This is a genomic window from Vagococcus sp. WN80Y (genome assembly GCF_059621045.1).
Map to the genome: position 1 here is coordinate 56285 of NZ_JCAQHY010000173.1, position 19187 is coordinate 75471.

The following is a 19187-nucleotide window of genomic DNA, read 5'->3' on the forward strand; positions in this document are numbered from 1 at the left end:
CTACGTAAACTTCGATTGCTCGAGTTTTGAAAAATTGCCGATCCTTCACTTCGATGATCCTCATTTCTAAGGGCTAAGGCCCAAAGAATGATGGTTTGCAACTTTAGTTGCTTAGAAGTTTAGGACAACGAAGCGAAGCGCAGCGCAGTGAAACATAGTAAGCAGACTTTTGGAGTGAGCTTGTCACATAACATACGTGAAAACAACGAGGGCGAGACTTTTGTCTCACCCTTTTTTTGTTCTTGACTTAGAGTTCACTCTAAGGTGTATGATGAGATTAATTAGTTGAGACTTAAATATAGGTGAAAAACGGGAGGGTAATCAGATGGAGTATGTAAAGTTTGGCAATACTGGCATGGATGTGTCAAGAATATGCTTAGGTGCGATGGGGTTTGGAGATCCTAATAGTGGGTTCCATGAGTGGGTACTTGAGGAAAAAGAAAGTCGTGGCGTAATCGAAAAAGCGCTGGATTTAGGAATTAATTTTTTTGATACAGCAAATGTTTATTCGTATGGGGCTAGTGAACGCATTCTAGGGAAAGCGCTGAAGGATTTTGCTGTACGTGATGAGGTAGTGGTTGCAACAAAAGTTCATCAAAAAATGCGCCAAGGTCCAAATGGTAGTGGATTATCACGGAAAGTTATTTTAACGGAAATTGATCACAGTTTGGAACGGTTAGGCATGGATTATGTGGATGTGTATATTTGCCATCGTTGGGATTATGAGACACCAATTGAGGAAACGATGGCGGCTCTTCATGATGTTGTTAAATCAGGAAAGGCAAGATATATTGGTGCTTCATCGATGTTTGCTTGGCAATTTGCTAAAGCACAGGCTGTTGCTGAGAAGAATGGTTGGACCAAATTTGTTTCAATGCAAAATCATCTAAACTTATTGTATCGAGAAGAGGAACGAGAAATGCTACCTCTTTGTCAGGACCAAACAATTGCGGTAACGCCTTATAGCCCTCTTGCTTCAGGTCGTTTAACACGAGATTGGTCAGCTACGACCAAGCGATTTGAGTTGGATAAGGTTGCACAGTCAAAATATGACACAACTTTGGCGCAAGATCAGATCATCGTTGAGCGAGTAGCAGCACTTGCCGAAAAATACCAAGTCGAACGTGTGCAGATTGCTTTAGCTTGGTTACTGCAAAAGAATCAGGTAGTAGCGCCAATTATTGGAGCTACGAAAGATAATCATTTGATTAGTGCTGTCAAAGCACTAGAGGTGACTTTGAGTAAAGAGGATGTCATATTTTTAGAGGAGCCTTATGTCCCTCATGTTATTGTGGGACATAATTAATAAGTTAGGTCTCTAAAATAGCGTGAATCACCTTGATAGCTTCTTTATAAAGATGAGGGGATGAGTTCTGGTGTTCTTCAATCATCAGTAAAGCTTTCCAAAGGGCCCAACCTTTCGCACGCTGCCACGTTTCATCTGAATAAGAAAAACTGTCTTTAAATATTTGGCGGCTTGGCCCACTAAAAAAGGTCCAAGCCATAACCAAATCACAGCTAGGATCGCCTGTTCCTAAGATGCCAAAGTCAATGATGGCACTTAGTTTACCATCTTTAACGAGCATGTTTGTGGGAGCAACATCTCCATGAACCCAAACAGCAGGTGATTCCCATGTTGAGGCAAGTGCTGTTTGCCAATAATTCGCTAAAAGTTGCCGATTAGCATGTAAGTTTAATGTTTGATTTGATAAGACTCGACTAACATCGTGGGAGTAGATACTTAATGAACCTCCTCGGTAGTAGTTATGTTGTCCAGTTTGTGGTCCACCGTGACAATCGATTGTTTGTAGTTCTTTTAGAAAGGCTGCCAAATCTTGTGCAAATTGTCCAAGGTTGTTGATTTTTCCTTCATTTGCTGTTTCTCCTGGGAGCCAACGACAGATAGACCATGAATAGGGATAATCAAATTCAGGCTGTCCTTTTTGAATGGGCTCGGTAATTGCTAAACTGAGTTTTTGTTGAAGGTAAGGCAACCATAGCTGTTCTTTATCGACCTGAGAAGCATAATTTTCGCCACTAGGTAAACGAACGGAATAGTCATTACCTAAATGAAAGGTCCGATTATCATGACCGCTCATTTTAACAGGCGTGATTGGAAGCGAGGTATATTCAGGGAATTGGCTGGTAATAAGTCGACGGACTAGGGTGGCATCTATATTCATTTTAAGCTCCTTCAGGTTAGTTGTAGGAATAGTATAGCACAGAGATGAAGTGTTTTTTAGAGCAGCTGGTTGACTAATTCATAAAAAAGTCATATTATTTTGCAAAAACTTCGGGTATTCTTAAACTTGATTTAAGGTTTGTAAGTTATAGTAATAGCAGGTTAAGCAAACAGCCAAAAAAATTGTGGATGAACGTGGTGTTATACTCATTGAGGATCTCAGTTGGTTCATTCTCTATCTAGAGGTGTAGGTTCGAATCCTACCGTCCACGTTTGTGCCTTGTGCACCAAAAAATAGATGAAAGGATGTCTTATTATGAAGAAACTTATTGCCATTGGCTCGTCGCTTTCAGCTCTTGTCGTCCTTGCTTACATGACCCGTAAAGAGGTTAAACAGTTGAAGAAGCGGCAGCCTGTAAGCATTAATTAAGCTAGATTTTATATGAACCTTCCTACTGAATAAGTGGGAAGGTTTTTAGTTATAGTGGGAAATATCGCTATAGGATAGAATCGAAGCGTGAGAGTCTGCTAATTCAATAAGACTCATGCTGTTAGGCTCAATATCGGCTAGTTGAGTTAATTCTGTCAAATTTTGCTTGAGAAGTGAACAAATAATCGTTTTAATGGTCAATCGATGAGAGATTATTAATATAGCTTGATTTGGATGGGTGGCTATTAATTCATTGATACATGCCATACTGCGTGTTTGGAGAGCGTGAAAGGTTTCGCCATCATTTTGACCTTGAAATAAGTGGGGAGTGGCCCAAAATTGTTGCCAGTCACGTGAGTTAGTTTGAACTATTTCTTCGTGAGTTTGACCTTCCCAAGTTCCCATGGCAATTTCTCGTAAGCGAGAATCTGTTTGAGGGATGAGTGGTAAGTGATGGCAGACTAATTGGGCAGTTTCTATAGCACGCTGACTATCACTTGTATAGCAACTAGTAATCGGAAGTTCGGCCAATTTATCTCCTAGCAGTCGAGCTTGTTTTTTACCAAGGGATGTTAATTCTGAATTTTGGTGGCCTTGCATTCGTTTTTGGGCGTTCCAATTTGTTTCTCCGTGGCGAACAAAATATAAGTGTGTGTGTGACATTTTTGGCTCCTTCATTAATGTGATAAGTGTACTATACAAGAAAAAATAGGTGTGTTCTAATATAAAATTTAGTATGATTCATATAGATATTATATGAAAAGAGGGGGAGTCATGAATTTACATAGTTTACGTTTATTTCATGAAGTAGCGAAGTATGGTAGTGTGACTAAAGCATCTACTAGTTTGAGGATAAGTCAACCATCGGTGACCGCTCAAATTAAAAAGCTTGAAAAGGATGAGGGCGTCCAGCTGCTAAGTCCGGCCGGTCGCGGGATTCAGCTAACGTCTTTAGGAGAAGAGGTTTATGAGTTATCGCAACAGCTATTTGCAGTTGAGCAACAACTTGAAGGGCTTTTCCAGAAAGGGAGAGAGGAAAGAACTGATGGTTTGCGAATAGGAGGAAATTACCTAAGCTGTCAGTATTTGCTTCCAGAGTGGTTAACTATTTTTAAGGAAAAGTATCCGAATTATGAGGTTCAATTAGCAACGTTGAGCTCTTATGATTTAGTGCAAGCATTGTCAGAAGGGGAATTGGATCTGGTAATTTTGGGTGGGATTAGTTTGCCACAAGATGACTTATTACGGTCCAAAGTGTTCAGCGATCGACTTAGCTTTGTGGTGCACCCTGATCTGATTAGGAATGAGGGAGAGGTGTCGACCTTAGCTGAGCTAGTTAAGTTTCCTTTTATAGGTCGCGAGCGAACGAGCTTTACTCAACAAGCATTTGAAAGAATTATAAAGGAGGCTAAATTATCTTTGCCAAGTTTTAATTTTACTTACAATAATTCCCGAGAAGCACTAAAAGCAGCTCTGGCGGGTAAGGGAGTTTACTTTTGCTCTCATATAATGGTTAAGGACTATCTTAAAAAAAGAGAATTAGTTGAGTTGACAGTAGGGCTTCCTTTACAAGCTCATAATATTTATTTATACTATCGAGACAATGAATTGAGTGAGGTTGCAAAGATGTTTAGAAAAATAGTACTAGAAAATAGAGTCGAGTAAAGGTGTTTAGAGCCTATCGATTTTCTAATTTAAAAGAGAGACAAAGGCTTTTCGCTTTTGTCTCTCTTTTTGCTTTTAACTATTCAGCCGTTCTCGTGCTTTTGTTGGCACCTCTGATTGCTGTACTTCTTCATAAGACTGGATATAGCGTCCTTTTGCTGTTAGTTTTAAATAACGATTCTGTTGTAGTTTTTCTGGTGTGTAATAAGTAATATCTTGAGAATTTCCTTCTCCAGTATAAGCAATTTGAGTATATTGATACCCACTTGGTTCAGTAGATTCACCTTGCTCATTTTGGATTTTAACATAGAGTGGTTGCCATTTTACAAAACTATTGTGTCGATCGATTAAGCTAAAGAACTCCCCAGTTTCTTGCTGAGTTGCTAAAATAAACGCACCGAACAAGCTGAGTGTAATCGTAAGGGTTAGAATGGTTTTAATGAGAAAAGCGACTGTGTGTTTAAACATGATGTCCCTTCTTTCTTTGTCATCTAGTTTGAATTGATTACTAGCTAAATATTGGATTAAGCTGAGTAATCAATTTAAAAATCTTATTTAACTTATCTTAAGTATAACGAGAAATTTGTGATATTACATGAGGCATGGGGTGGAGAGGACTCTCCATCTTTAGACTGTTTTTTGTGGGGAGAATGAGAGTGTGATTAACAGGTGGAGGAAAATTTGGTAGACTGGGTGAGAAGACTTAATTTAAGAAATGGAGTGGTAGAAATGAAAGTAAAAACGGCGCAAGAGTGGATCGATGAGTTAGCGTTAATTCCTCATACGGAAGGGGGATTTTTTAAAGAGACAGAAGAAAGTCAATTGAAAATTATGACGGAAGGTAGAGAACGACCGTTATATACGAGTATCTATTTTTTACTAACCCCAGAAAATCCGTCACATTTTCACCGCTTAACAGCAGATGAAGTTTGGTATTATCATGATGGTCAACCATTAATTGTTCATTGCTTATTTCCAGATGGGAGATATGAAGCGATTCATTTAGGAAAAGAGATTACGGCGGGTCAACATTTACATTATACGGTACCTAGAGGAACTATTTTTGGTTCGAGTGTGATAGAAGACTATGCCTTAGTTAGTTGTGTTGTCGCCCCAGGATTTGATTATACTGATTTTGAATTATTTACGCGTGCTCAATTGTTAATAGATTATCCCCAGCATCAAGAAATTATTCAACAGTTAGCATATGAAACATTGCCAAAGTAAGTGAGCAAAGAGATTCTGCTCTTCCTACCTTATGGTCAAACAGATGTTGGAGTAGAGAACAGTTGGAACGCCTTAACCGCCTAATAGTTATGAATAAAAAAAGAGAGTGAAACAAAAGTCTCACTCTTACTACACGTATGTCATGTGCCAAAGCATTAAAAGTTGTCACCATTCTTTGGTCATTAGTCCTTAGAAATGAGGGGCACTATGGGTTGTTTCGTTAAGTGTTAAGGTATCGAAGCTTACGTAACGAACGCAGCAAAACGACTTTATGTTTCAGCTTCTCGTAACATCTATATTAACTTAGTGAACTGAATAGATAAGCAGTGACTAATCTTTCAGTTGCTTCAATGGAATCGTTATGAGTCCGCTCATATGCATGACTGGCCTCAATGCCTGCGCCAAGTAAACCATGGCGGACATCGGCACCTGCTCGCATTGCTGCTGAGGCATCACTCCCATAAAAAGGGTAAATATCTAATTGGTAGGGAATGCTTTGAGCGTCACAAAGACTAACTAAGTGATTACGTAATCCTAAATGGTAAGGTCCGCTTGCATCTTTGACGCAAATTGACACAGTGTATTCATCTGTTTGTTGATCATCTCCCATTGCACCCATATCAACTGCGATATACTCAACGACTTTATCAGAAATATTTGAGTTTCCACCGTAGCCAATTTCTTCATTGTTTGAGAAGAAGAAGTGAGTGGTGTATGGCAAGGATTCTTTGTCTTTAGAGAGCTGACGTAAAAACTGAATTAAGATAGCGGCACTGACTTTATCGTCTAAATGCCGGGATTTGATAAACCCACTAGGGGTAATTTCTGTTCGTGGGTCAAAGCTAATAAAATCTCCCACCTGAATGCCGAGTGCTCGTGTGTCCTCAGCACTTTGAACTTTCTCATCAATACGGACAGTCATGTTTTCTTGATTACGCTCGGCAGTTCCAGCATCTTTATAGACATGAACACTGGTTTGATGCATTAGAATGGTACCAGTGTAATTTTTTCCGTTTTGAGTGTGAATCTGGCAGTATTCTCCTTCAATGGCATTAAAGCGAAAGCCACCAATTAGATCTAGCTTTAGTCGTCCATCTGGTTTTATTGCTCGAACCATCGCCCCAAGAGTGTCGACGTGTGCTGTGATAAAGCGTTCTTGTTCTTTATTTTCACCGTCAACTGTGACGATTAAGCTGCCCTTGTTATTTTCATATGGCTTGTAACCAAAGGGGGTTAACTCGTTTGCGATTGTTTGGATGATATTAGCTGTGTTACCTGTAGGGGAGGGGATATTGGTTAATTTTGCTACTAAATCAATAGTTTTCTCAGTCATTATTAATAGATCTCCTTTACTGTAAAAAAATAGGTTTTTTTCTTCACTTTCTATCTTAGCTGATTGGCTAAAAAAAAGATACCGATAAAAGCTAAGCATATTTCTTTTTAAAATACCCCTACAGGTATATAGTGATAGTTACTGGAAGTAAATGAGACCTATTTGTTACTAAAAAAGTAAAGGAGCTGCGTGATGTTTTTATTTAAGAAAGTTAATACTATTTCGGCAGAAGAGTTGCAGGAGTTATTAAGAGAGCGACCACTGATTATTGATGTGAGAGAAAAGGATGAGTTCTTAGGTGGGCATATCCCGGGAGCAAAAAATATTCCTTTAGGGACAATTGATCGTTTTAATGACAAAATAACTGACAAGGTTTACGTCGTGTGTCATTCAGGTATGCGTAGTAAACAAGCGGCGACTGCTTTGGTTTCTAAAGGCTATGACGCAATTAATTTGAAAAATGGTATGATGGGCTGGACTGGCCCAATCAAGCGATAAATTTGAGGAGGTAATTAATTTAATGAAAGTGATTATTATTGGAGGGGTTGCTGGCGGCATGTCAGCAGCAACTCGTTTACGCCGTTTAGATGAACAGGCTGAAATTATTGTGTTAGAAAAAGGGCCACATGTCTCTTTTGCCAATTGTGGTTTGCCTTATTATGTTTCAGGAGAAATTTCTGAGCGAGAGGCACTTTTGGTTCAGACACCTGCTAGTTTACAGGCGCGTTTTAATTTGGATGTCAGACCTGAAAGTGAAGCAATTGAGATTGATAGCCAAGCAAAAAAAGTTAAGGTTCAGCATAATGGAGAAGTTTATTGGGAGAGTTATGATTCAGTTATTTTATCTCCAGGTGCAAGTCCGTTTGTTCCTCAGATTGAGGGCTTAGAAGAGGCCGAGACTGTATTTACCTTGCGTAATGTAGTGGACTTAGATAAGATAATGGCTTTCACAGATGAACGAGAGCCTAAAAAAGCATTGGTGATCGGAGCGGGTTTTATTGGCTTAGAAATGGCAGAGAATTTGGCACGCAAAGGGTTAAAGGTGACCATTGTTGAAAAAGCTCCTCATGTTTTACCACCACTAGATGAAGAGATGGCTGTTTTTGTTCAGGCTGAGCTACGGCAGCATCAGATTGAAATTTTGACAGGATTGTCCGCTGAGAAATTTTTAGAGGGTGGTCATCGAGTCGTTTTAGAGGATGGGCAGGAATTAACGACTGATATGATTATTTTATCCGTTGGGGTGCAGCCGGAAACGAGATTAGCTAAAGCAGCTGGAGTTAATTTGGGTCTCCGCGGTGGCATTTTAGTAGATGAAAGCTACCGTACTAATTTACCAGATGTCTATGCTGTTGGTGATGCAATAATTGTTAAGCAACAGATCACAGGTGAGGATGCTTTGATTTCGTTAGCATCTCCAGCTAATCGTCAAGGTCGTCAGGTAGCTGATGTGATAGCCGGCCTGCCACGGACCAATCGAGGAAGTATTGGCACTGCTATTGTTCGAGTTTTTGATATGACTGCTGCGACGACAGGCTTAAGTGAGCGCCAAGCTAAGCAGGCGGGGTTAAATTATCAGATTGTTCATGTAAGAGGAAATGATCATGCCGGGTATTATCCTGGTGCAACGAGTGTGGTCTTGAAATTAATTTTTAATCCAGAGACTGGTACTATTTACGGTGCTCAGGGGGTTGGTGAGAAGGGAATAGACAAGCGAATAGACAGTCTTGCAACCGCCATTAAAGGCAAGTTGACAGTTGCTGATTTGCCAGAATTAGAATTCACTTATGCTCCGCCCTTTGGTGTTGCTAAAGACCCTGTAAACATGCTTGGATATGTGGCGCTGAATGTCATGGAAGGGCACAGTGAGATGATTCAATGGCATGAGCTAAAGAATAAGTTGGCGAATGGCTATCGCCTACTAGATGTACGAGGAACAGAAGAATATGCCGGGGGATACCTGAAAGACAGTTTAAATATCCCATTACCAGAATTACGTCAGAGATTAGCTGAACTAAATCCAGAGCAAGCCTATATTGTTAGCTGTGCAAGTGGGCAACGAAGTTATATAGCTGAGAGGTTACTTAAACAACACGGATTTAAGGTGAAAAATCTAGATGGGTCGTTTGGACTGTATAGTCAGGTAATGCCAGAAGATATTATCAGATAATGGAGGTAAACTATGAAGTGTGATAAGAAAATCATCAATCGATTAAAGCGGGCTGAAGGTCAAATGAGAGGCATTCAAAAGATGATGGAAGAGGGTCAAGAGTGTTACGATATGATGATTCAATTATCAGCCGTTCGTTCTAGTATCGATAAAATCATGGGGATTATGGCTGCTGAAAATTTGAAGCATTGCTTAGAACATCCACTGGAAGAAGCATCAGCACAAGAGGAAAAAGTGATGCAAGCAATGCAAATGATTGAACGTAAGTAGTTAAATTTAGAAGGTGAGTCAATCGAAACCAACGATTGGCTCGCCTTTTGAATTAGTTAAAAGAAGATAGTGTAAGTTGAAGAACTATCACGGATTATTTTCTTACTTTTATTCCATCTATATTTCGAGTAAACTAAGAGAGGACATTAATTGTAGATAGGGGATTTATAATGACTAGATTAAGAGGATTTGAGAAAGTCACACGATTTGCTGATGAGGTTAATTTACCTGTTCGTGCGACGAAAAGTGCGGCAGGGTACGATTTTGAAGCGGCCGCGGATGTTGTGATACCAACTATTTGGAAGCAAGGAATTGCAACAGTTTTAAAAGCAGCGCTAAAAGGTCAAGCGGCCTTGGTTGATGAAGCGACTGCTAAGGAAGTCAAGCCTGTACTAATTCCTACAGGGATTAAGGCTTATATGGGGGAAGAAGAGTTCTTGCAATTGTGTAATCGTTCAAGTAATCCCATGAAGAATTTTTTATTACTTGGCAATGGTGTTGGTGTGATTGATAGTGATTATTATAATAATGCAGATAATGAAGGCCATATCATGTTCCAATTTATTAATTTTGGTTTGATGGATAAAACAATCAAAAAGGGGGAGCGCATAGGTCAGGGAATATTTTTACCATTTCTAAAAGCTGATCAAGATGTGACAATTGGTGAACGAACAGGTGGATTTGGTTCGTCGGGTAAGTAAAAAATGTGTTTGAAAACAAGGAAAAACAGCCTAGGATTAGGTTGTTATTTCTTGTTTTTTTAATAGGCTAGGTAAATCGCTAATTTTTGCTTAAAATCATTAAAAGAATAAGTTAATATAGGGCGTATCTGTCAGTGTTATGTTAAAATAAAGGATAGATTGAATAATAGAATGGTTTGGATGGGGATAGACTCTTTTTTTATGAAATTATGTGCTTAAATGGCACTCTTTTTCTAAAATATTTCATAGAATAATCTCATTCTACATCTATAGTAGGAAAGAGGGATAATGTGGCCAAGAAGGCAAAAACGCAATTTGAATGTCAGGCTTGTGGCTATATTTCACCTAAGTATCTAGGGCGCTGTCCCAATTGTGGAACATGGAATGAAATGCTGGAAGTGAAAATTCAAGAAGATGCGAGCCGTAATAGTCGTGTGAGTATGGCTGGTAAACGCTCGACAGCACAGAAACTTGGAGAGGTATCATCCAAAAAAGAACCTCGTGTTAAAACTAAATTAGATGAGTTGAATCGTGTATTAGGTGGCGGTGTTGTTCCTGGCTCGCTTGTTTTAATTGGTGGGGATCCCGGGATAGGAAAATCAACCTTGCTATTGCAAGTTTCTCAACAACTTCATCAAAGCGGTGGCAAAGTGTTATATGTTTCTGGTGAGGAAAGTGCTGAGCAGATTAAAATGCGGGCAGAACGATTAAGCATTGAAGGCAATGATTTTTTTGTCTATCCAGAAACAGATATGTCCGCAATTCGTCAGACAATTGAAGAATTGGCACCAGATTATGTGATTATTGATTCGATTCAGACGATGATGCAACCAGAGATATCAAGTGCTACTGGTAGTGTTAGTCAGGTTCGTGAAACAACTGCAGAGCTAATGCAAATTGCTAAAACAAATGAAATTGCGATTTTTATTGTTGGTCATGTAACCAAAGAAGGGGCTCTAGCAGGGCCACGAATGCTCGAGCATATGGTTGATACGGTTCTTTATTTTGAAGGGGATCGACATCACACGTTTAGGATTTTACGAGCAGTCAAAAATCGCTTTGGTTCGACGAATGAAATTGGTATTTTTGAGATGAAGGAACAGGGATTAGTAGAGGTTGTTAATCCTTCAGAAGTGTTTTTAGAAGAGCGGATAGATGGGGCGACTGGTTCAGCGATTGTGGTGTCTATGGAAGGGACACGACCGATTTTAGTTGAGGTTCAGTCCTTGGTAACACCAAGTATGTTTGGAAATGCTAAGCGAACTTCTACAGGATTAGATTATAACCGTGTGTCATTGATTATGGCTGTGCTAGAAAAACGAGCAGGACTGTTGTTACAAAATCAGGATGCTTATTTGAAAGCAGCAGGTGGTGTCAAATTAGATGAACCAGCCATCGATTTGGCAATTGCTGTGGCGATTGCTTCGAGTTATAAGGATCAAGGGACATTGCCGACTGAGTGCTTTGTAGGAGAAATTGGTTTGACCGGAGAAATTAGACGTGTCAGTCGTATTGAGCAGCGAGTAGGCGAAGCAAAAAAATTAGGATTTAAGAAAATCTATCTCCCTAAGAATAATCTAAGTGGTTGGGAGCCGCCAAAAGGAATTGAAGTAGTTGGGGTTGCCACTTTAGGAGAGGCTTTAAGAAAAATTTTTCCATAGGCTATCAGAATTATTTGTTCCAAAATAGCTAGGGCGAACCTGTCCCTAGCTTTTAATACAATTAAATTAAAGGAGGCGATAGGCGTGGAAAAAAGAATATTTTCATTTTTTATGATTGTACTGGGCTTAAGTTTAGGTATAACCTTTCTGCCTAAAGCATGGGATTTATTCAACATTGATAACAGTATTTTAAACAATTATTTTTCAAATGGACTTATTGGAGCAATTATTTTTCTTATTATATCGTTAGTGACTGGAAAATACGTTATCGCAGCAATTAAGCGTGTGGAAAAAAGTTTAAGTGGTCAAAGCTTGACCTATTTACTATTTGGTACGATTGGAACAGCCATTGGCCTGTTACTGGGTGTGCTAGTATCAGTGCCGTTATTTAATTCAGATTCACCAATTATTAGTAATATCATTCCAATTATTATTATGACGGTCTTAGCTTATCTAGGGTTTAAAGTTGGGACGATTCGTCAGGATGAGTTTAAGAAACTATTTGCCCCAAAAAATAAACGAAATTCGGAGGATGTCTTAGAGCGTAAGGCGTCAGATAGCTTTCGGAAGTATAAGGTGTTGGACACAAGTGTTATTATCGATGGGCGGATTTATGATGTGGCAAAGAGTGGTTTTCTTGAAGGCGTCCTGCTAATTCCGAATTTTGTTTTGTATGAGCTACAATATATTGCTGATTCTGGTGATAGCTTAAAACGTGTTAGAGGACGTCGTGGCTTGGATATTTTGAATGCTCTTCAAAAAGAAGAAAGTGTCCAAGTTGAGATGTATGAAGGGGATTTTGAGGATATTGCAGAAGTTGATAGTAAGTTAATTAAACTAGCTAAACTATTAGATGGCGTGGTTGTTACAAATGATTTCAATTTGAATAAGGTGGCTGAATTTCAAAATGTCCCTGTACTCAATATCAATGCTTTAGCAAATGCTGTTAAGCCGGTGGTTATTCCTGGTGAAACGATGCGGGTTATGGTCGTCAAGGATGGGACAGAACGTCAACAGGGAGTCGCTTACTTAGATGATGGTACGATGATTGTTGTCGAGGATGGCCAACACTACATGAATCAAGAATTAGATGTCGTGGTAACTAGTGCGCTACAAACTGCAGCTGGGCGAATGATTTTCGCCAAGCCTGTTCATGCACAACGTGGCTTGAATGAGACTCAAAATGAGAGTCGCAATGACAAAAGTCAATCTCAGCCTCAAACTCAGAAGAAAAAGAAAAAATAGATGAACGTGTTGCTAAATATGAAAGGAGAGAGCCATGCAGTATGAACTCATTCTGTTAGGTGCTGGTCAAGGTAGACGGATGCGGGCCTCTCGAAATAAGGTGTTATTGCAATTAAATAATAGACCTGTTTTGGCATACGCTTTGGCTGTTTTTCTAGCTGATGAAGCCTGTCAGAAAGCGATTGTTGTGATTCAGGAAGAAGAACGAGCTTTAGTTGAGTCGCTGATAGCTAGGTATTTTGCTGATTCTTTAACGCCTATTGAGTTGGTAGTTGGAGGGCAAGAGCGGCAGGATAGTGTGTATCAAGGGCTCTTGGCTGTTGGAAAGCCGGAAGGATATGTGTTTGTTCATGATGGGGCACGGCCGTTTATTAATTTGGAGATTCTGAAAGCTGTTAGTAAGAGCGTAATGCGAGAGCAAGCGGCAATTGTCGGAGTACCAGTTAAAGATACGATTAAAATGGCTGAGGATGGTAAAGTAATTGCGACGATACCACGGGATACGTTATGGCAGGTTCAGACACCTCAAGCTTTTATTGGAAAGGAACTGCGGTCAGCTCACGAACAGGCGCAGGAAGAAGCTTTTATTGGAACAGATGATGCGTCGTTGATAGAGAAGTACAGCGATCGTCAGATTGCTATGGTACCTGGTAATTATGAAAATATTAAGTTAACAACACCAGATGACATGATTATGGGAGAAGCCATTGCTAAGTGGCGCTTTCAAGAGTGGGGGATTAGATGAGGATAGGTCAAGGCTTTGATGTTCATCAGCTTGTTTTAGGACGACCGCTAATTGTTGGCGGAGTGACGATCCCTCATGAACGAGGGTTGCTCGGTCATTCTGATGCAGATGTCTTATTACATGCGATTACGGATGCTCTTTTGGGGGCTGCTGGATTAGCGGACATTGGCCATTTGTTTCCAGATACAGATGATGATTTTAAAGATGCTGATTCCGTGGTATTATTAAAGAAAGCTTGGCACGAAATTAGTCAGTTGGGTTTTATTATTGGAAATATTGACTGTACTATTTTAGCTGAAAAGCCAAAGATGCAGCCTTATTTACCACAGATGAAGACAGTAATCGCGAAAGCGTGTGAGTGTCAGGAAACGCAAATTAATGTGAAAGCGACGACGATGGAAACAATGGGTTTTGTCGGCCATGAAGAAGGTATCGGCGCCCTTGCAGTAGCATTATTAATGATCACAAAATAGAAAGAGGCTATGATTATGACGAAAAAAGTACGTGTGCGTTACGCACCAAGTCCTACTGGACATTTGCATATTGGAAATGCGCGAACTGCGCTATTTAATTATTTATATGCAAAACATCATGATGGAGAGTTTATTATTCGAATTGAAGATACGGATTTAAAACGAAACATTGATGGTGGCGAAAAAAGTCAGTTAGAGAATTTGGCTTGGTTAGGTATCGATTGGGCTGAAGGTCCTGAAAATCCAGGAAAGTATGGTCCTTATCGTCAGTCAGAGCGTAAAGATATTTATACACCATTAGTTGATCAATTATTGGCTAGCAATTTAGCATATAAATGTTATGCGACAGAAGCTGAATTAGAAGAAGTTCGTGAGGCTCAAAAAGCTCGTGGCGAAATGCCTCACTATAATGGTATGTGTGCTAACTTAACGACGGAAGAGCAGGCGGCTTTTGAAGCAGAAGGTCGTGAACACGTTGTTCGTTTCCGTGTTCCTAAAAATAAAGAGTTTAAATTTAATGATCTAGTTAAAGGTGATATTAGCTTTGAATCAGATAGTGTTGGTGGCGACTTTGTTATTTTGAAACGTGATGGAATGCCGACATACAATTTTGCCGTTGCAGTGGATGATCATATGATGGAGATTTCCCATGTTTTACGTGGAGACGATCATATTGCCAATACACCGAAGCAGTTGATGGTTTATGAAGCATTTGGTTGGACGCCACCAATTTTTGGTCATATGACTTTAATTATCAACAGTGAAACAGGTAAAAAATTGAGTAAACGTGATGAAACAATTTTGCAATTTATTGAACAATACCGTGATTTAGGTTATTTGCCTGATGCGATGTTTAATTTTATCGCGTTGCTTGGTTGGTCGCCAGTTGGTGAAGAGGAACTCTTCACTCCAGTCCAAATTATCGAGATGTTTGATGCAGATCGTTTAAGTAAGTCGCCAGCAGCATTTGATGGTAAAAAGTTGGAATGGATTAACAACCAATACATTAAAAACTTGGAGTTGGATCGGTTAACTGAAATGGCCTTGCCTTTTTTAGTGAAAGCTGATAAAGTAGAAGCCAATCCAGACGCTGATAAATTGGCTTGGGTTAAAAAGTTGGTGAGCTTATATCAACCACAAATGAGCTATGCGGCTGAAATAGTTGAGTTGTCCGATTTATTCTTTGGTGATCATCCAGTAGCTGATGGTGAAGCAAAGGAAGTTTTAGCTGGTGAAACGGTACCAACTGTTTTGAGTGCATTTAAAGCGCAAATTGAAGCGATAACTGAATTTGATGTTCCAGCGATTAAAGCAGCGATTAAAGCTGTACAGAAGGAAACAGGAGTTAAAGGGAAAAATTTGTTTATGCCGATTCGTGTGGCAGTCTCTGGTGAAATGCATGGTCCTGAATTAGGGGATACTATTGTTTTATTAGGGAAAGAAAAAACAATTGCCCATTTAGAAAATGCGTTATAATAATTAAAAACACGTTGAGAAGAAGAAGTACGGAACCTATTAGTTTAAGAGAGCCTGTGGCTGGTGAAAACAGGTAATAATAGCTCTGGAAATGCCTCTTTGAGTGGTTTTAGCGAAAGAAATTTAAGTAGCTGGAAATGGCTAACAACCGTTAACTTGTTCAAAGGTGAGAGGCATTCTCACGAAAAAAAGTGGAACCACGTGTAAACGTCTTTTTCTTCAAGCTATTAGTTTGAGGAAAGGGCGTTTTTCTTTTAGTTAAATATGAAGAGAAAAGTACTACATAGTTCTATGTTTATTCTTTCGGTGTTATGTAGCTGATTGATTAAAAAGACTGTTAAGATTGAGTGTTTGCATTTTCAAATTGGAATAAAGAATCAGGCGACGAAAGATAGAGCAGGGGGAAAAAATGGGACGAATGAGAGAAGAAATTCAAGCCGTTAAACAAAATGATCCAGCAGCAAGAACGACACTCGAAGTCATTCTGACTTATCCGGGAGTTCATGCTATCTGGGCTCATAGGATTTCCCACTATTTATACCGGCGTCATTTGAAATTATTAGCTCGCGTCAATTCACAATTTTGGCGATTTATTACGGGGATTGAAATTCATCCTGGCGCAAAAATTGGTCGACGTGTGTTTATTGATCATGGAATGGGTGTAGTGATTGGTGAAACGGCTGAGGTAGGGGATGATGTCGTGATTTTTCATGGCGTGACTCTCGGTGGGACAGGAAAGGATTGTGGGAAGCGTCATCCAACGATAAAGAATGGTGTATTATTATCGGCTCAGGCGCAGATTTTAGGACCAATTACAATTGGTGAAGGTGCAAAAATTGGAGCATCTGCTGTTGTTTTAAAGGATGTTCCAGCAGGAGCAACGGCTGTTGGAATTCCTGCAAAGTTAGTTAAAAAATCAGAAGTGTAGCGTTTTTTCAAGGAGGTTAATCAATGATTAAAATTTATAATACATTAACACGAAATAAAGAGATATTTGTTCCTTTAGAATCTGGTAAGGTGAAGATGTATGTTTGCGGGCCGACTGTTTATAATTTCATTCATATTGGTAATGCGCGTAGTACAATTGCATTTGATACAATTCGTAAATATCTGGAATACCGTGGTTATGAGGTTCATTATGTATCAAATTTTACGGATGTGGATGATAAAATAATTAGAGAGGCGGAGGCCCAAGGTATATCCCCGAAAGAGCTTGCTGATCGATTTGTTGCAGCCTTTAAGGAGGACACGGCAGCGCTGAATGTTAAGCCGGCGTGTGAGCATCCTCGAGTAGTGGATTATATGTCAGAGATTATTGAGTTCATAGCGGCGTTAATAGAAAAAGGGTATGCCTATGTGTCTCAAGGGGATGTCTATTACCGCACACGACATTTTGAGAATTATGGTAAGTTAAGTGATCAATCAATCAACGAGTTGGAAATTGGCGCCAGTAATCGAACGGGAGCGGAACTGGCTAAGAAGGAAGATCCATTGGATTTTGCCTTATGGAAAGCTGCAAAGGGAGCGGAAATATCTTGGGAATCGCCATGGGGGGCTGGCCGTCCAGGTTGGCATATTGAGTGTTCTGTCATGGCAACCTCACTTTTAGGCGATACAATTGACATTCATGGTGGTGGTCAGGACTTGGAATTTCCTCATCATGAAAATGAAATAGCACAGAGTGAAGCGAAAACGGGTCAAACATTTGCAAACTATTGGATGCATAATGGTTACGTAACGGTGGGGGAGTCTGGCGAAAAAATGAGTAAGTCTTTAGGCAATTTCGTGACAGCTCATGATTTTATAGCTAGTGGTAATCCAGAAAGTATTCGTTTTGCTTTGGCAACAACTCAGTATCGTCGACCTATTCCCTTTAATGAGACTGCTGTTAGTGATGCCGAAACAAACTTACAGAAGATTAAGACGGCGTATCAAAATAATCAATTCCGCCAAAAAGAGGCGCAGGCAGGGATAGCTGAAGATGAGGTGAAATTGGCTGAATTACAGCAATTAGCAGATAAATTTATTGAGGAAATGGATGATGATTTTAATGCTGCTAATGGGATCACGGTCGTTTATGAATTAGTCAAGTGGTTGAACAGTTATAATGAACAATTGGAAATTTCATTGGCTGTTAGTGAGCGCGCATTAGGCTTATTAACGGATTGGTTGGCAATTTTTGGTATAGAGCTTAATAAAGAAGATGGGCTGTTAGATGAAGCAATTGATCAGTTGATGAGTGAGCGAGAAGCAGCTCGGAAAGCGAAAGATTTTGCTCGTAGCGATGAAATTCGTGAATTATTAAAGGCTCAAGGAATCACTTTAGAGGATACCCCACAGGGAACGAGATGGAGACGTAATTAATGAAACAAAGACAGGATTTTAAATTGTTAAACGGCCTAGCTTTAGCTTATGTAGGAGATGCTATCTATGAGATTTATATTCGCGATTATCTGATTCGTCAAGGCCATACCAAGCCAAATATGCTTCACCGTCAGGCAACAATGTATGTGTCAGCGAAGGCACAGAGTCATTTGATGAAGGCTATGCTTGCAGAAAATTTGCTGACAGAGGAAGAACTGGTTATGTATAAGCGTGGGCGTAACGCGAAAAGTCATACGTCTGCTAAAAATGCTGATATTACGACATATCGAGTTTCTACTGGCTTTGAGGCTCTCTTTGGTTATTTACATTTATGTGAGCAGAAGGTGCGTTTAGAAACGTTAGTTCAGTGGTGTATTGAGAAAATAGGAGACGAACAAAATGACTAAAAAACAAACTAATTTTCAAGGGCGCCGTAAAAATAAGAAAAATGACCGAATAGTTAAGAATAATGAGACACAATCGTTGGCTAACGATGTTAATGATGATTTTGCTTTTGGTCGCCATGCAGTGGTTGAGTCTTTGAAAAATAATAAAGGGAATAAGTTATTTTTACAGGATGACTTGAGTGGGCCAAAAATTCAAGAGTTAAAAGAATTGGCGGCAGAATTTTCAGTACCCATTTCTTGGACTCCAAAAATAAAACTCGATAAATTGACTGATGGTGCTGTCCATCAAGGGATTGTTTTAGGGATCACTCCGTTTGAGTATTTGACGGTAGAAGAATTAATTAATCAGGTTAAAACGCATAAAGATGAGCCGTTCTTTTTGATTTTAGATGGAATTGAGGACCCGCATAATTTTGGTTCTATTTTACGAACAGCAGATGCTTCTGGTGTTGATGGAGTGATTATTCCGAAACACAGGGCAGTCGGGATTACTTCGATTGTAGCCAAAACATCGACTGGGGCAGTTGAACATATTCCAGTGGCTCGCGCAACAAATTTAAAGCAGGCAATTGGAACGTTAAAAGAACAGCATTTTTGGGTGTTTGGAACGGATATGTCCGGCACAGATTATCGTAAGTGGAATGTGTCTGGGGCAATTGCGTTGATAATTGGAAATGAAGGAAAAGGGATGTCTGTAGGTTTGAAAAAAGAGGTTGATGAAATGTTATCAATTCCTATGGTTGGTCATGTGCAGAGTTTAAATGCGGGTGTTGCAGCGGGATTGTTGATGTATGAAGTGTTTCGTAAACGTCAAAATTAGCAGAATAAAAAAGGAGGT

20 protein-coding genes and 1 other annotated feature are annotated in these 19187 nt (G+C 39.6%); of the genes, 16 read left to right on the forward strand and 4 right to left on the reverse strand.

What is annotated here, in order from left to right:
* The first annotated feature begins 325 nt into the window (after positions 1–325).
* Positions 326–1306, forward strand: coding sequence for an aldo/keto reductase (locus tag AC5KOD_RS19915; RefSeq protein WP_496916337.1), 981 nt, complete (start codon positions 326–328; stop codon positions 1304–1306).
* 4 nt (positions 1307–1310) lie between these two features.
* On the opposite strand, the gene AC5KOD_RS19920 is transcribed toward AC5KOD_RS19915, so the two are convergent.
* Positions 1311–2183, reverse strand: a complete 873-nt coding sequence (locus AC5KOD_RS19920) for an aminoglycoside phosphotransferase family protein (RefSeq protein ID WP_496916338.1) — start codon at positions 2181–2183, stop codon at positions 1311–1313.
* A gap of 474 nt (positions 2184–2657) precedes the next feature.
* Positions 2658–3275, reverse strand: coding sequence for a histidine phosphatase family protein (locus AC5KOD_RS19925; RefSeq protein WP_496916339.1), 618 nt, complete (start codon positions 3273–3275; stop codon positions 2658–2660).
* 111 nt (positions 3276–3386) lie between these two features.
* Here AC5KOD_RS19925 and AC5KOD_RS19930 point away from each other — a divergent pair, with 111 nt between their 5' ends.
* Positions 3387–4277 (forward strand): LysR substrate-binding domain-containing protein, encoded by an 891-nt coding sequence (locus AC5KOD_RS19930; protein ID WP_496916340.1) that lies wholly within the window; start codon positions 3387–3389, stop codon positions 4275–4277.
* Positions 4278–4352: 75 nt separating this feature from the next.
* Here AC5KOD_RS19930 and AC5KOD_RS19935 read toward each other — a convergent pair whose 3' ends face one another.
* Positions 4353–4745, reverse strand: a complete 393-nt coding sequence (locus AC5KOD_RS19935; RefSeq protein ID WP_496916341.1) for a YxeA family protein — start codon at positions 4743–4745, stop codon at positions 4353–4355.
* Positions 4746–5006: 261 nt separating this feature from the next.
* Between AC5KOD_RS19935 and AC5KOD_RS19940 the strand changes: the two genes are divergently transcribed.
* Positions 5007–5504, forward strand: coding sequence for a cupin domain-containing protein (locus AC5KOD_RS19940; protein ID WP_496916342.1), 498 nt, complete (start codon positions 5007–5009; stop codon positions 5502–5504).
* A gap of 298 nt (positions 5505–5802) precedes the next feature.
* Here AC5KOD_RS19940 and AC5KOD_RS19945 read toward each other — a convergent pair whose 3' ends face one another.
* Entirely contained in the window at positions 5803–6837 is a 1035-nt protein-coding gene (locus AC5KOD_RS19945) for a M42 family metallopeptidase (RefSeq protein ID WP_496916343.1), read from the reverse strand.
* A gap of 192 nt (positions 6838–7029) precedes the next feature.
* Between AC5KOD_RS19945 and AC5KOD_RS19950 the strand changes: the two genes are divergently transcribed.
* From AC5KOD_RS19950 to rlmB, 13 genes are all read left to right on the forward strand, one after another.
* Positions 7030–7335, forward strand: coding sequence for a rhodanese-like domain-containing protein (locus tag AC5KOD_RS19950; protein ID WP_496916344.1), 306 nt, complete (start codon positions 7030–7032; stop codon positions 7333–7335).
* A 22-nt stretch (positions 7336–7357) separates the two neighbouring features.
* Positions 7358–9007, forward strand: a complete 1650-nt coding sequence (locus AC5KOD_RS19955) for an FAD-dependent oxidoreductase (RefSeq protein WP_496916345.1) — start codon at positions 7358–7360, stop codon at positions 9005–9007.
* Positions 9008–9019: 12 nt separating this feature from the next.
* Entirely contained in the window at positions 9020–9277 is a 258-nt protein-coding gene (locus tag AC5KOD_RS19960) for a metal-sensitive transcriptional regulator (protein WP_496916346.1), read from the forward strand.
* 170 nt (positions 9278–9447) lie between these two features.
* Entirely contained in the window at positions 9448–9978 is a 531-nt protein-coding gene (locus AC5KOD_RS19965) for a dCTP deaminase/dUTPase family protein (RefSeq protein WP_496916347.1), read from the forward strand.
* Between the two features lie 290 nt (positions 9979–10268).
* A complete protein-coding gene (gene radA / locus AC5KOD_RS19970; RefSeq protein WP_496916348.1) occupies positions 10269–11639 on the forward strand; it encodes a DNA repair protein RadA in 1371 nt (456 codons plus the stop codon).
* Between the two features lie 84 nt (positions 11640–11723).
* The gene (locus AC5KOD_RS19975; RefSeq protein ID WP_496916349.1) at positions 11724–12884 is read left to right on the forward strand and encodes a PIN/TRAM domain-containing protein; all 1161 of its coding nucleotides are present in this window, start codon (positions 11724–11726) and stop codon (positions 12882–12884) included.
* Between the two features lie 34 nt (positions 12885–12918).
* The gene (gene ispD, locus AC5KOD_RS19980; protein ID WP_496916350.1) at positions 12919–13629 is read left to right on the forward strand and encodes a 2-C-methyl-D-erythritol 4-phosphate cytidylyltransferase; all 711 of its coding nucleotides are present in this window, start codon (positions 12919–12921) and stop codon (positions 13627–13629) included.
* The gene (ispF, locus tag AC5KOD_RS19985) at positions 13626–14102 is read left to right on the forward strand and encodes a 2-C-methyl-D-erythritol 2,4-cyclodiphosphate synthase (protein ID WP_496916351.1); all 477 of its coding nucleotides are present in this window, start codon (positions 13626–13628) and stop codon (positions 14100–14102) included. Before ispD ends, ispF begins: the two co-directional genes overlap by 4 nt.
* Positions 14103–14117: 15 nt before the next feature.
* Positions 14118–15578 carry a glutamate--tRNA ligase gene (gene gltX, locus AC5KOD_RS19990; RefSeq protein WP_496916352.1) on the forward strand — a complete coding sequence of 487 codons (1461 nt, stop codon included), beginning with the start codon at positions 14118–14120 and terminating at the stop codon, positions 15576–15578.
* A gap of 5 nt (positions 15579–15583) precedes the next feature.
* Positions 15584–15796: a binding site (T-box leader), on the forward strand.
* A 191-nt stretch (positions 15797–15987) separates the two neighbouring features.
* A complete protein-coding gene (gene epsC / locus AC5KOD_RS19995; RefSeq protein WP_496916353.1) occupies positions 15988–16506 on the forward strand; it encodes a serine O-acetyltransferase EpsC in 519 nt (172 codons plus the stop codon).
* A gap of 23 nt (positions 16507–16529) precedes the next feature.
* On the forward strand, positions 16530–17942 hold the full coding sequence (gene cysS, locus AC5KOD_RS20000; protein ID WP_496916354.1) for a cysteine--tRNA ligase: 1413 nt from the start codon (positions 16530–16532) through the stop codon (positions 17940–17942).
* Complete coding sequence (locus AC5KOD_RS20005) at positions 17942–18349, forward strand: Mini-ribonuclease 3 (RefSeq protein ID WP_496916355.1); 408 nt, start codon at positions 17942–17944, stop codon at positions 18347–18349. The genes cysS and AC5KOD_RS20005 overlap by 1 nt, the downstream gene beginning before the upstream one ends.
* Complete coding sequence (rlmB, locus tag AC5KOD_RS20010) at positions 18342–19169, forward strand: 23S rRNA (guanosine(2251)-2'-O)-methyltransferase RlmB (RefSeq protein ID WP_496916356.1); 828 nt, start codon at positions 18342–18344, stop codon at positions 19167–19169. Before AC5KOD_RS20005 ends, rlmB begins: the two co-directional genes overlap by 8 nt.
* Positions 19170–19187 lie beyond the last annotated feature (18 nt).

Coding starts and splice junctions, on each gene's coding strand:
- AC5KOD_RS19915 (WP_496916337.1), top strand. CDS start 326: ATGGAGTATGTAAAGTTTGGCAATACTGGCATGGATGTGTCAAGAATA.
- AC5KOD_RS19920 (WP_496916338.1), bottom strand. CDS start 2,183: ATGAATATAGATGCCACCCTAGTCCGTCGACTTATTACCAGCCAATTC.
- AC5KOD_RS19925 (WP_496916339.1), bottom strand. CDS start 3,275: ATGTCACACACACACTTATATTTTGTTCGCCACGGAGAAACAAATTGG.
- AC5KOD_RS19930 (WP_496916340.1), top strand. CDS start 3,387: ATGAATTTACATAGTTTACGTTTATTTCATGAAGTAGCGAAGTATGGT.
- AC5KOD_RS19935 (WP_496916341.1), bottom strand. CDS start 4,745: ATGTTTAAACACACAGTCGCTTTTCTCATTAAAACCATTCTAACCCTT.
- AC5KOD_RS19940 (WP_496916342.1), top strand. CDS start 5,007: ATGAAAGTAAAAACGGCGCAAGAGTGGATCGATGAGTTAGCGTTAATT.
- AC5KOD_RS19945 (WP_496916343.1), bottom strand. CDS start 6,837: ATGACTGAGAAAACTATTGATTTAGTAGCAAAATTAACCAATATCCCC.
- AC5KOD_RS19950 (WP_496916344.1), top strand. CDS start 7,030: ATGTTTTTATTTAAGAAAGTTAATACTATTTCGGCAGAAGAGTTGCAG.
- AC5KOD_RS19955 (WP_496916345.1), top strand. CDS start 7,358: ATGAAAGTGATTATTATTGGAGGGGTTGCTGGCGGCATGTCAGCAGCA.
- AC5KOD_RS19960 (WP_496916346.1), top strand. CDS start 9,020: ATGAAGTGTGATAAGAAAATCATCAATCGATTAAAGCGGGCTGAAGGT.
- AC5KOD_RS19965 (WP_496916347.1), top strand. CDS start 9,448: ATGACTAGATTAAGAGGATTTGAGAAAGTCACACGATTTGCTGATGAG.
- ispD (WP_496916350.1), top strand. CDS start 12,919: ATGCAGTATGAACTCATTCTGTTAGGTGCTGGTCAAGGTAGACGGATG.
- ispF (WP_496916351.1), top strand. CDS start 13,626: ATGAGGATAGGTCAAGGCTTTGATGTTCATCAGCTTGTTTTAGGACGA.
- gltX (WP_496916352.1), top strand. CDS start 14,118: ATGACGAAAAAAGTACGTGTGCGTTACGCACCAAGTCCTACTGGACAT.
- epsC (WP_496916353.1), top strand. CDS start 15,988: ATGGGACGAATGAGAGAAGAAATTCAAGCCGTTAAACAAAATGATCCA.
- cysS (WP_496916354.1), top strand. CDS start 16,530: ATGATTAAAATTTATAATACATTAACACGAAATAAAGAGATATTTGTT.
- AC5KOD_RS20005 (WP_496916355.1), top strand. CDS start 17,942: ATGAAACAAAGACAGGATTTTAAATTGTTAAACGGCCTAGCTTTAGCT.
- rlmB (WP_496916356.1), top strand. CDS start 18,342: ATGACTAAAAAACAAACTAATTTTCAAGGGCGCCGTAAAAATAAGAAA.